This window comes from Kitasatospora sp. NPDC058406, from assembly GCF_042722765.1.
Taxonomy (GTDB): domain Bacteria; phylum Actinomycetota; class Actinomycetes; order Streptomycetales; family Streptomycetaceae; genus Kitasatospora.
The window spans coordinates 18,370-30,326 of the sequence record NZ_JBHXKE010000110.1 but is presented as its reverse complement, the minus strand read 5'-3'; the positions used below and the strand labels follow the sequence as shown (position 1 = coordinate 30,326).

General features: G+C 71.7%; 9 protein-coding genes. 3 read left to right on the top strand and 6 right to left on the bottom strand.

The window, feature by feature from the left end; translation table 11 throughout:
- Positions 1-157 precede the first annotated feature (157 nt).
- Complete coding sequence (locus tag ACFWOG_RS22135) at positions 158-331, top strand: CsbD family protein (protein ID WP_329949018.1); 174 nt, start codon at positions 158-160, stop codon at positions 329-331.
- Between the two features lie 201 nt (positions 332-532).
- Positions 533-1,756 (top strand): phospholipase D-like domain-containing protein, encoded by a 1,224-nt coding sequence (locus tag ACFWOG_RS22130; RefSeq protein WP_329875141.1) that lies wholly within the window; start codon positions 533-535, stop codon positions 1,754-1,756.
- 349 nt (positions 1,757-2,105) lie between these two features.
- Here ACFWOG_RS22130 and ACFWOG_RS22125 read toward each other — a convergent pair whose 3' ends face one another.
- Together ACFWOG_RS22125 and ACFWOG_RS22120 are read right to left on the bottom strand one after the other, a co-directional pair.
- On the bottom strand, positions 2,106-2,624 hold the full coding sequence (locus ACFWOG_RS22125; RefSeq protein WP_380360491.1) for a DUF4240 domain-containing protein: 519 nt from the start codon (positions 2,622-2,624) through the stop codon (positions 2,106-2,108).
- A gap of 208 nt (positions 2,625-2,832) precedes the next feature.
- Positions 2,833-3,207, bottom strand: coding sequence for a DUF4288 domain-containing protein (locus ACFWOG_RS22120; RefSeq protein WP_380360489.1), 375 nt, complete (start codon positions 3,205-3,207; stop codon positions 2,833-2,835).
- A 370-nt stretch (positions 3,208-3,577) separates the two neighbouring features.
- On the opposite strand from ACFWOG_RS22120, the gene ACFWOG_RS22115 reads away from it, so the two are divergent.
- Positions 3,578-4,924, top strand: coding sequence for an MFS transporter (locus ACFWOG_RS22115; RefSeq protein WP_380360487.1), 1,347 nt, complete (start codon positions 3,578-3,580; stop codon positions 4,922-4,924).
- A 66-nt stretch (positions 4,925-4,990) separates the two neighbouring features.
- Here the strand turns inward: ACFWOG_RS22115 and ACFWOG_RS22110 are convergent, their stop codons facing one another.
- The 4 genes from ACFWOG_RS22110 to ACFWOG_RS22095 all read right to left on the bottom strand — a co-directional run bounded on the left by ACFWOG_RS22110 (position 4,991) and on the right by ACFWOG_RS22095 (position 11,768).
- The gene (locus ACFWOG_RS22110) at positions 4,991-7,066 is read right to left on the bottom strand and encodes a PIG-L family deacetylase (RefSeq protein ID WP_380360485.1); all 2,076 of its coding nucleotides are present in this window, start codon (positions 7,064-7,066) and stop codon (positions 4,991-4,993) included.
- Between the two features lie 212 nt (positions 7,067-7,278).
- Entirely contained in the window at positions 7,279-9,279 is a 2,001-nt protein-coding gene (locus ACFWOG_RS22105; RefSeq protein ID WP_380360483.1) for a Stealth CR1 domain-containing protein, read from the bottom strand.
- 669 nt (positions 9,280-9,948) lie between these two features.
- The gene (locus ACFWOG_RS22100; protein WP_380360481.1) at positions 9,949-10,611 is read right to left on the bottom strand and encodes a response regulator; all 663 of its coding nucleotides are present in this window, start codon (positions 10,609-10,611) and stop codon (positions 9,949-9,951) included.
- On the bottom strand, positions 10,608-11,768 hold the full coding sequence (locus ACFWOG_RS22095) for a sensor histidine kinase (RefSeq protein ID WP_380360479.1): 1,161 nt from the start codon (positions 11,766-11,768) through the stop codon (positions 10,608-10,610). Before ACFWOG_RS22095 ends, ACFWOG_RS22100 begins: the two co-directional genes overlap by 4 nt.
- Between the last annotated feature and the right edge of the window lie 189 nt (positions 11,769-11,957).

Below are 11,957 nucleotides of genomic sequence, written 5' to 3'. Positions count from 1 at the left end.
GCAGGACGATGAGAAGCGGAACCATGAGTCGACCTCCGTAGTCAGTGTCGGAGGACCGACTGCCCCGCTGAACAGCTCATATTCCTGGGAATCTTTCCGCCCGACGAGGGCAGACGACCCCACGTCAGCACCGAACCACCACGTCGAGGAGATCACGATGAGCACCGGCGACAAGATCGAGAACACCGGCGAGAAGGCCAAGGGCGCGATCAAGGAAGGCGTCGGCAAGCTGACCGGCAACAAGCGCCTGGAGAACGAGGGCAGGACCGACCAGGCCAAGAGCGACGCCAAGCAGGCCGGCGAGCACCTCAAGGACGCCTTCAAGCACTGAACGTCCCACGAGACACCTCGTGGTGGTGGGCCCCGACCAGATTCAAGGCCGGGGCCCGCCACCACGTCCGCGGTCCGGACGGGGCTCCGGGCCGGGTCGCCGGGTACAGTCGCCTAGCCGTTCAGCCCCGCCGTTCGGCCCGCGCCGAACCGGGCGCGGCTACCGCCAACCGTTTCCTTCTCGTCCGGGCCAGAGGATGTCATGATCAGTACACAGGAACCGCCCGAACCGGATTCGAGGGCCCTCGGAGCCCCGGGCCTGCCGTCCGCCGAGGAGCCTACGGCGCGGATACGCCGGCGCCTGGAGCGCCTGATCGGGATCGCGGCGACCGAGGGCAACGCACTGACGCCGTTGCGCAACGGGGACGAGATCTTCGCCGCCATGCTGGCCGGGATCCGCCGTGCCCGGCACACGGTGGACATGATGACGTTCGTGTACTGGAAGGGCGACATCGCCCGTGACTTCGCCCAGGCGCTCGCCGAGCGGGCCCGGGCCGGCGTGCGGGTGCGGCTGCTGCTGGACGGCTTCGGCAGCCGGCTGATCGAGGCGGATCAGCTCGGCGCGATGGAGCGGGCCGGCGTACAGGTGGCCTGGTTCCGCAAGCCGCTGTACCTCTCGCCGCTCAAGCAGAACCACCGCTGCCATCGCAAGGTCCTCGTCGTCGACGAGGAGAGCGCGTTCACCGGCGGGGTGGGAATCGCCGAGGAGTGGTGCGGCAACGCGCGCAACGAGCACGAGTGGCGCGACACGCACGTGGAGGTCCGCGGGCCTGCCGTGGACGGTCTCGCTGCGGCGTTCGCACAGAACTGGGCGGAGTGCCACGACGAGCTCTTCGACGAGCGCGACCGGTTCATCGACCACCGCCCGCAGGGCGACGCGATCGTGCAGGTCGTACGCGGCTCGGCCAGCTTCGGCTGGCAGGACATGCAGACCCTGATGCGGGTCATGCTGGAATCCGCCGAGGAACGCTTCCGGCTCTGCACCGCGTACTTCTCCCCCGACACCTACTTCATCGAGCTGCTCTGCGCCACTGCCCGCCGCGGAGTGGAGGTGGAGATCCTGCTGCCGGGGCCGTTCACCGACAAGCGGGTCTGCCAGCTGGCCGGCCAGCACCACTACGAGGCCCTGACCGCCTGCGGCGTGAAGATCTACCAGTACCAGCCGACGATGATGCACGCCAAGGTCATCACCGTCGACCGCGTGGCCTCGCTGATCGGGTCGACCAACTTCAACCGCCGCTCCCTCGACCACGACGAGGAGGTCATGCTCGCCGTCCTCGACGCGCGGTTCACCGCGCTCCTCGACCAGCACTTCGAGGAGGACGTCGCGCTGAGCGAGCCGATCAGCGCCGGCCGGTGGAAGAGGCGGCCCGTCCTGCAGCGGGCCCGCGAACTGGCCGTCCAACCCATCCGCCGGTTCCTCTGACTCCCGCGCACGCCCGGCCCGGTCCCGTTCCGACTGCCCGTTCCAACAGCCCGTTCCGCGGCACTTCGGACGGCGCCGGTGTCCGCCGGACCTCGTCCGGGGTGCATGTCCGCTGCCTCGGGGCCGGGACGTCCGGGACGCCGTCGCGGCCGGCGACCGACCGGGTCGGCCTGTCCAACTACCCGAGGGGGCAGGGTGGTTCCCCGTCGGACAGGGCGTCGCTACCCCCGGGCGGCCGGCCTGCGGTTCTCCCGGAACACGCTGACGTCCGCCGCCTCCTCACAACGCGGGCAGGTCGTTCCGTGCATGCCGGCAGAGCCGGCCGGAGTGGCGCCGGCGCCCGTCGCCGTCATGCGAACACCCTGGGCCAGCCGGCTTCGTTCGAGCAGGTCTCGTAGTCGTGGAAGGTCACGTGCCCGCACTGCTCGCCGGTGGCCTGCTCGTACGCCTCCTCGTGGATGTAGAGGACGGCCTCGGCGTGCAGGTCGGTGAAGGGGGCGAAACGCTCGGGGTGGCCGAGGACGCTCTCGTAGGTGCGGCGGCCGGCGGCGACGACGGCGGCACGCGAGTAGAGGAAGCCGTCGTCGGACTGGGTGAACGGGGAACCGCCCGGCTCGGTCATGCCGAGGACCGGGAGGGTGCCGAACTCCGCGCGGTCGAGGGTAAAGAGCGCCTCCGCGATGCGCTCGCCGAAGCCGAGGATCTGCTCGACCGGCTCCTCGGCAAGGACGGCGGCGAGGTCCTCGCAGGCGTCGTCCAGGTCGGCGCAGTTCACGCGGCCGTCCTCGGCCACCCCGAGCCGTTCGACGAGTTTCCAGAAGCGGTCCCAGGACATGGCGGGCCGGTACTGCTCGGAGACGGGGTTCACGGGGCGCGCTTCGCTCTCGGTCGGGCTGTCGGGCTGTCGGGGTGTTCCGACACAGATCCTGCCACGTCGGTCCGACAGGCCGGGGCACGGTGACCGGAGCCCGGCCTCGACGCCCCGGCGCTCCTCGGCCGCACGACGTCCTCGAACTCGCCCGGACCGGCCGAGGAGACGAGCTCACCTGCTACCGGACCGAACACCGGGAACGACATCACTCACAGATTCGAGTGTGTGCCGGTCCCGAGTCGTAGCGGTCGAGGAATTCGTGCGCCGGAAGGTCGAGTGCATGCAGCACGGAGAACACTTCCGTACCTGCGCCCACCTCCTCGTCGCCGTCGCAGATCCGGTAGACCTGCACCATGTCGAGGACTTCGAAGCCGCCCTCCCCTGCGTACTCGGCCGATTCCCGCTCGGCCAGTTCGACCGCCTCGTCGAGCGACCGCGCCCGGAACAGCACAACACGTTCCTCGTAGGGCCGGTTCTCCGAAGTCGGCCATCGATAGAAGGTTCTGGCGCTGTACCAGGCCTTCGGCTCATACGTCATTGCCGGGCCGCCGCATCCCTTCTCACACCAGACCACGATCACCGCAGAGGAAGATCTGCTTTCGCACCGGACCCTAGACCAATCGAGACGCCGTGTCGCCGGGAATCTCCGTCGATCCGGCCCCGCCTCCGACGGAGGCCACCGCACTTCACGTGTGCGCGATCACGAGGAGGACTCTCCGCCTTCCGCACCGACGGGTTCGCGGCTCCGGCCCCCCGTGGACCGCGGACGTACGCGACCTCGCAGCCCGTGCGGCTGCGACGGAGCGGGACCACTCCACCGACCTGCCACCCAGGTTGCGGATTCAAACCCACTACCGCTAGCGTTCCGCCCCGTGGACATAGTTGGAATATCAAACCCAGTAGGCGCACCGACCGACCGGGACCGGCCCCACCGCCGAGCCGCGTTCCTGGTGGTCGCCGCCGCGGTCTTCGTCTCAAACCTCGACCTGTTCATCGTCAACGTCGCCGTCCCGGCGATGCAGCAGCACTTCCACGGCAGCAGCCTGGCCACCCTGTCCTGGGTGCTGAACGGCTACGCCATCGTCTTCGCCGCGCTGCTGGTCCCCGCCGGACGGCTGGCGGACCGCATCGGCCACCGGACGGTGTTCCTCGCCGGACTGACCGTCTTCACCGTCGCCTCCGCGCTCTGCGCGCTCGCCCCGTCCGTCGGTTGGCTCGACGCCGCCCGGGTGGTCCAGGCGGCGGGCGCGGCCGCGCTGATGCCGACCTCACTGGCGCTGCTGCTGGATGCCACTCCCCCGGCCGAACGCCCCGGCGCCGTCCGGGCCTGGGCCTCGATCGGCGGGATCGCCGCCGGACTCGGACCGGTCCTCGGCGGACTGCTGGTCGAGACCGACTGGCGCTGGATATTCCTCGCGAACGTCCCGGTCGGCATCGCCGCCGTCGCCGTGGGGGCCCGCGTACTGCCCAGGCTGCGCGGCAAGGAGGACGGACCACTGCCTGACCTGTTCGGCGCCGCACTGCTCACCGCCGCCATCGCCACCCTCGCCGTGGCCCTGGTCAAGGGCGACGAATGGGGCTGGGGCTCACCCCGAGTCCTGGGCAGCCTGCTCGCAGCCGCCCTGCTGACCGGCTGGTTCCTGCGCCGCTCGGCGCACCACCACGCCCCCATCATCGAACTGCCCCTGCTGCGCGTGCCCAGCTTCGCCGCCGCCAACACCGCAGCGCTGCTGTTCACCCTCGCCTTCGCCGGCATGCTGCTCACCTCGGTCCTGTGGTGCCAGCAGGTCTGGGAGTACTCGGCGCTGCGCACCGGCCTCGCCATCGCCCCCGGACCGCTGCTGGTACCGCCGGTCGCCCTGGGCAGCGCCGCGCTGGTACGCAGGCTCGGCCCCGGACGGCTGGCCGCGCTCGGCACCCTGCTCTTCGCCGCAGGCATCGGCTGGTGGACAGCCACCATCGGAGTCCGGCCCGGCTACACCACCGAACTGCTGCCCGGACTGCTGCTCACCGGCCTGGGCGTGGGGCTGACCCTGCCCACCCTCGTCGGCTCCGCCGCGGCGGCGCTGCCGCCCACCCGCTTCGCCACCGGCTCGGCGATCACCACGATGGCCCGGCAGATCGGCGCGGTGGTGGGCGTAGCGCTGACGGTCAGCCTGATCGGCACCCCCGACGGGCCACAGGCCGCGCTGGACGGCTTCCGACGCGGCTGGGCGGCCGTGATCGTGGCAGCACTGCTCGCCTGCACGGCCGCCCTGGTACTCGCCGCCGCCCAACGCCGGGCCGCAGAGAAATAGCCGCGCCCCCGGGCGGTACAGCTTTCTCCCGCCCGGGGTCGACCGGCTGGGACGACCGTAGGGGGATCAGGGATCTCCGACGCTGCTCCACGCGCCGAACGAGCCGTCCGTCCGCTGCCGGTTGTGGTGGAGACGGCCGTCCGGGCCGAGCACCACCAGGTCCGTGAGGCCGTCGCGGTCGACTCCCGCGGCCGGCACCCCGACCACGAAGCCGCCGAGGTCGGTCCAGTCACCGAACCGGCCGTCGGTGCCCTGGCGGTTGACGCTGAGCCCGCCGTTCCTGTTGCGCACGGCCACCACCGTTCGCCGCTCGGTCGTGGCGCCCGGGGACACGACGGCCGGTTCACCGGTGCCGCCGTGATCGGGTCCGTTGCCGACCGGCCCGGCCCCGGGCGTCCACCGACCGTCCGGTGCGGCCTGGACGAGGCTCATCGTGTAGGAGTACGCGTTCCGCCCGGGCACCGGGTCGGTACCCGAGACCTGCCGGTAGTACAGGGCCAGTCGACCTCCGGACGTCGTGGCCACGCTGATGCCGCCGACCGGGGCGATGTCCGGGAAGTCGCGGTCGAGAACCAGGGCACCGTCGGGCTCGGGCTGGGACCAGTGCAGCACCCTCGGGCGCGAGGCGGCTTTGACGGTGACGGCGAACACCTCGATCCGCCCGTCGTGGGTGGTCACGGCCGTGGGAGCGCCCTGCACTCCGGTCCCCCCGAGCTCGGCCCAGTTGCTCCATGCCCCGTTCGGTGCGGTCTGTCCCTTGGTGCTGATGCCGCCGCTCCGGTTGCGGACGAACATCTGCAGCCGTCCGTCTCCGTCGGCGGTCACGACGGGCACACTCACCTGGAGGGCACGATTGGCGAGCTTGGAGGTCTGCGGGCCCGCGACGACGTCGGGGCTGCCGTGGCTGTGCCAGACCCACCCGCCGGCGGGACCCTGCACACGGGAGACGATCTCGCCGGTGTCCGAGCGCTGGCCGAACACCTCCAGCCCGCCGTCCTGGCGGCGGGCCACCGTCACACCGGCCGCCAGCGGCCCCCCGGGGCCGCCGTCCACGACCGGGCCCTGCCACGTCTTGTCCGCGTCCTCGGCCCACTCGTGGAGCGAGCCGCTCTCCACCGCGAAGGCGTGCAGCGCGCCCGTGCGGTCGGCGGCCACCGCCTGGGTGGAGCGCGGGTAGCGCAGGTACTGTCTGGATTGCCAACTCGCGTACGGGCTCACGGCGAAGGCTGCTCCGGTGGGGATGTTGGCGTCCCGCTCGGTGTAGGTACGGAAGGTGGCCTGCTTGGTGGCGGTCTCCGTGAAAGGGAGGACGGCCGGGGAGGACCAGGTGTTGTAGTCGCGGTAGTGCTCGACCACCACCCCCCTGCGTCCGGTCGCCGTGTAGGCCGCGACGGCCGCGTCCGCGAACCACGCGGCGGAGATGTGGTCCGGGTGGTCGTGCTCCGCGTGGTGGTTCCAGAGCGTCGGGTCCGGCGCCGGATCCTGCACCCGCACCAGCGTGGGGTCCTGGTCGACCAGCACGGCCCGCAGGACGTCGATGAGCCGCGCACCGTTGTAGACCTGCGGCCACAGGGTGGCGGGCCCGTCCATGTCCAGCGTCGTCGTCTCGGCGGGCTTGGCGCTGTCCCGACTCTCCCACAACCGGCGCAGGGCGTTCCCGCCCAGGTAGGCCGAATCCGCGTACTCGGGGAGGCTGAGGAAGACGAGCTGCAACGACCGGTCGGCCCGCAGGGTGAAGCGCTCGGCGACCGGACCGCCCGGCACGGGCCGGTAGTCCTCCCGGTCCCAGCAGGCCGCCCCCGGATCGTCGGCGCAGCCGCCGGCCCCGGTTCCGGCCGCCTCGCCCGCCATCCGGGCGTAGGCGAGCCGGATGCCGTCCTGCCGGTGGGCGGCATACGCCGCCCCGGCCCCGGCGGCGCCGCCGGTGATGTAGACGGTGGTCACCTCGAAGCCGGCCCGGATGCTGCTGGACAGGTCCGGATTCATGAAGAGCAGGTCGTCGTCCTGATGCGCGACGATCTGGACGACCGTCGCCGGCCGACCGTCGGGGCGCGCGGTCGGCGGCCCTGACGCGCCGTCCGGTGCGGAGGACGGTGCGGGCGGGACAGTCCACGTCTGCGACACCGCGACGACCAGGGCCACCGCAGCCGTCGTTACCCGCCCCACCCTGTACCCCGTTCCCCGCAAACGCCGGATGCGTCCGCCCTCGGGGCGTTGACCGGGGGAATTATCGCATTGTCGTCAGGCGCGAAAGCCGCCGGCCGCCGGCACCGGGTCGGCGCGGGTCCGCCACCCATCCGGAATGCCGGGCCGCCTCGGCGCCCGAAGGTCTCCCCGCCGGGGCGAGTACGAGGTCACACGGATGCTGGTGCGGTTCGGTGTGCGGGCTGCCCCGATCTGTCTGTTGCGGGGGCCGGTTCGGACACCTCGAAAGGCGAGGGAACGGGGAAGTAGTCCTGGAGGAAGCCCGTGACGGCCGCGTCCTGTTCCTGCGGCGACAGAAGGTCCCGGGTGCCGTCCGCGAGGCAGAAGTAGTCCGCCCAGCGTTCCTCCTGCAACTGTGCGAGCCCGGCGAGGTCCTCGGTGCTGTCGGTGACGAAGTAGCCGTCGTAGAGGTGTCCTTCCACGGTGCGGGCGGTCGCATGGGCGTAGTGGACCGCCAGGGTGACCGGGGCGAGGTCGGTGGCCGCCCGGAACACCGAGCGGACGGTGTCGTGCAGCTCGGCCGCGAACCGCTCCGCGCTCTCTGCCAGCACACTGCGCAGCAGCGGGTGCGGGGCGTGCTTGAGGGTGCGCGGGTAGGTCTTGCCCACGGCGGTGGCCAGGGTCGTCCGGGTGTTCTTCTGGGCGGCGGCGTAGACGGAGTCGTCCGGTGCGGCTTCGCCGGGCGGGATGATCCGGTTGTCCGGGAAGTACCTCGGCATGCCGTTGCCGAGGAAGAAGTCCTCAGGGACCAGGGCGCGGCCGAGGAAGACGTCGTCGTTGATGTAGAGGAAGTGCTCGGCGAGCTCGGGGAGGAGGTGCAGCCGGGTTTCGATGGCGTGGGAGTTGAACACCCCGTCGGCGCCGGTGCCGGAGAACAGTTCGCGGTGCGACACGACGGTCAGGCCCGGTCGGCCGGTGTCCAGCCAGTGCGGGACCTGGTCGTCGGTGACCAGGAAGATGCGGCGGATCCACGGCGCGTGGGAGGCGAGCGCGCGCAGGCAGTACCTGAGTTCGTCGCGGTTGCGGAAGCGCTGGTCGGCGTCGCCCGCGATGCCGCTGGCGGCCACGCCGTCCTCCGGCGCGATGGGCGCGGCGGTGTGGGCCAGTCGGGCTCGTGCGGCGGCCCGGCGTTCCTGCCAGGCGGGGTCCGAGTCGTCCACCCAGGTGATCACGGCGTCGACCGGGAAGTCGACCTGGTCGGGCAGGGCGGTGGCGAAGACGTCGAGCAGTGGATAGGTCCGCCCGGCCACCGTGGCGGTGGCGGTGGCCGCGAGGGAGGGCACCCACCAGCCGAACGGGGTCTCGCCGATCGAGGCGATCGCGCCCGACGAGGGGGCTGCGGAGTCCCAGAACTCGACGTCGCAGCCGATCTCGGGACCGTACAGCAGGGAGCCGACGGCGGCGGGCCGGTAGACCCGTACGCCCTTCACCCGGTCCGGGGGCGACTGCTCATCGGCATCCGTGTCCGCGTCCTGTCGGCCGTCCTCGTCGGCACCGGCGGAGGATGCGGTGTGGGCGGAGCCGTCCCGGGTGTCCGCAGTTGCCCGGGGCGGGGCCGGAGGCACCTCGAACGCGGTGAGGGCGCCGGGCAGTTGCTCGGCCAGGACGGTGCCCAGCGTACGGCCGTGTTCCAGCAGGTCGGCGTAGACCGCCTGGCCGGCGAACGCCGCGGCCAGGGCGCGAACCGCCGCCGCCCGGTCACCCGGCGCGATCGCCAGTCGGTGGCGCAGCCGCCGGCCGGGCACCAGACCGTACGCGACGCCGGCCTCCTCCAGCGCATCGGCCACCTCGGCCAGGTTGCCGTTGCGGCGGGCGTCGGGCAACAGGTCCCTGTGCGACTCGACGACGTGGTCCCGGTACCGGGTGACGCCGGCGAGCGAGCCGAGCAACTCCTCCTCACGCTCACGCCGTGCCCACACCATCAGATCCGGTGCCGTCAGCACGGCCGGTTCCCGGGGTTCTGCGGCTTCGGCGGCCGCCTCGTCCGGAATCTGCGATTCCTCCCGCTGCACGGCCTCGCCCACGGCGCCCTCCACCTGCCGCGGATCCACTGCTCCGGACTCGAACTGTGCGGTGGCGAGCGGGCAGGGAGGAGCAATGGTCAGCAGCGCGCGAACCGCCGAGGAGATGGATATTTGACGGATCGACATGCAAACTCTTTTCCCGGGAATCCCGCTGTCAGCTGCGGGATCAAAAAGGGATGCAGCATCAGGAATTCCTTCCTGCTCTGCATCGCAATGAGAGTGTCGGGAGTGGTTCGCACATGCCACACGACCATGAAGACAGCTCCTCCCCGGACTTTCTGGGCACGGGTGAAGCCGACGTGAAGGGATCGTACACGCCTGCACATCGATTACCTAGTCGAGTTGGCAAGGATCTGACAACCACTCGGCGCCGCTTCCGGCAGTGCAGGTGAATGCGATTAATATGTCCGATATGGATTTGCTTTTCAGAGTTCATGATTGAGTGTCCAACTCGCAGCCATCGTGGGTAATCATGCGGATTGGGCCGGGGATCACCCCTTTGGGCGTTGTCGCCCCGCAGGGGGTAGGGGCCGCCGCAGGGCGGGGCGCGGCAGGCCGGGCGGCGCCGACGGCCGGGACACCGGACGCGGACGGCCACGCCCGCTCGGCGCCGATCATCCCCGGCAGACCCCGGCAGGCTCCGGCAGACCCCGTCCGGACGACCGTGATCACGATCCGCAGCCGCCGTTCGGTGCAGCGCACTTGAGGGCCCTCCCGGTCACCACGGGCCGACACCACGGGCCGAGGACGTCGCCGTCGGGGCTGCGGCGCCGAGGTCACGCCGAGTGAACCGTGTCACGCCGGGTGGATGAGGCGGCTCTCGTAGGCGAAGACCACGGCCTGTATCCGGTCGCGGAGTTCGAGCTTGTGCAGGATGCGCCCCAGATGGGACTTCACGGTCGCCTCCGCGAGGTGGAGGGTGGCCGCGATCTCGGTGTTGGACAGGCCGCGGCCCACCTGGACGAGCACCTCGCGTTCACGGGCGCTCAGCCGCTCCAGCCGCTCGTCGCACTCGGTGCTGCCGCCGTCGGGCAGGTGTGGGCGGAGGCTCTCCAGCAGGCGTCGGGTGATCCGCGGGGAGACCACCGCGTCGCCTGCGGCGATGCTGCGTATCGCGGTGAGGAACTCCTCGGGCCTGGTGTTCTTCAGCAGGAAGCCCGAGGCTCCCGCGTTGAGTCCGGCGAAGGCGTACTCGTCCAGGTCGAAGGTGGTGAGGATCAGCACCCTGGTCTGCGGGGAGACCTCGATGACCTGCCGGGTCGCCTCGATCCCGTCGGTCCCGGGCATCCGGACGTCCATGAGGACGACGTCGGGGCGCAGTTCCCGGGCGAGGCGGACGGCCTGGAGGCCGTCCGCGGCCTCGCCGACCGGTGCCATGTCGGGCTGGGCCTCCAGGACCGTGCCGAAGGCCATCCGGAGCAGCGCCTCGTCGTCGGCGATCAGGATGCGGATCGTCATGCGGACGCCGCTCCGCTGCTGTCGAGGAGGAGACGGGTGTGGACTCCCCAGCCGCCGCCCGGGAGCGGTCCGGCCCGCAGCCTCCCCCCGTAGGCGGTCGCACGCTCGCGCATGCCGGGGATGCCGTGGCCGGAGGGTGTCGCGGCGCCGGGCGGCCGGCCGGGACCGCTGTCCGTGACGTCCACGGTGACGGTCTCGGCCGAGCACTGTATCCGGACCGTCGCGTGGGTGCCGGTGGGGGTGTGCTTGAGGGCGTTGGTCAAGGCTTCCTGTACCAGGCGGTAGACGGTGAGTTGGGCGGTGGCGGGGATGTGGGTGTGGCCGCCCCGGACTTCGAGGCGGGTCGGCAGCCCGGCCGTGCACATCTGGTCCGCGAGGGTCTCCAGTTGGGCGATGCCCGGCAGCGGGTGGCGCTCCGCGTCCGGTTCGTCGGTCCGCAGGAGGCCCAGCGAGCGCCGCATGTCGGTCAGGGCCTGGCGGCCCGTCTCGGAGACCTGGAGCATCGCGGTGGTGGTCTTGTCGGGTGCCCGGTGCTGCGCGTAGACGGCGGCGTCGGTGAGCGCGACCATGACGGACAGGTTGTGGGTGACGATGTCGTGCATCTCCCGGGTGATGCGGGTCCGTTCCTCGGCCACGGCCAGCCGGGCCTGCTGTTCCTGTTCCTGCTCCAGGCGTGCGGCCCGCTCCTCCAGAGCCGCGAGGAAGGCGCGCGAGGTCCGCACGTTCACCCCGAGGACGGCGGCGGCGACGGCCATCGCGGTGAGCGCGACGAAGGGGGTGAGGAACGCGCCTTCCGAGGCCCAGCGCAGGCAGGCCAGGAGGGCGCCTGCCTCCACGACGGCAGCGGCGACGAGCGTGCCGCGCCGGCCCGTGTGCGCGGCCGCCGTGTAGAGGGCCACCAGCAGGGCGATGTCGGCGGGCAGTTGGACGTCCACCAGCAGTTGGACGAAGGCTGCCGCGGTCACGGCGCCGAACACGGCGAGCGGGGCCCGGCGTCGCCACACCAGGGGCAGCGCGAGGGCGGCGGTGAGGGCCAGGTCGGTCGGCAGTTCCTGCGGCGCACGGGTGGTGACGACGTTGAGGAGGAGGAGCGTCGGCAGCAGCGAGTCCCATGCCGTGGGCGGCAGCCGGGAGCCCCGGCGCCTGGCTGCCGTCACCGGTCGCTCCGCTCGCGCGGAGGTCGGGCCGGTGTCCCCGGGGGGCCGGGAGCCTGCCCGCGCCCGTCGCACCGGCACCCGCACCCGCTCCCGTACGCGGTCCCGCACCTGGTCCCGGTCGCGGGTGTGGTCCCGGTCCCGGTGGCGTACCCGGTGGGCCTTGCCGGGTTCCGCAGCCACCTCGGTCAT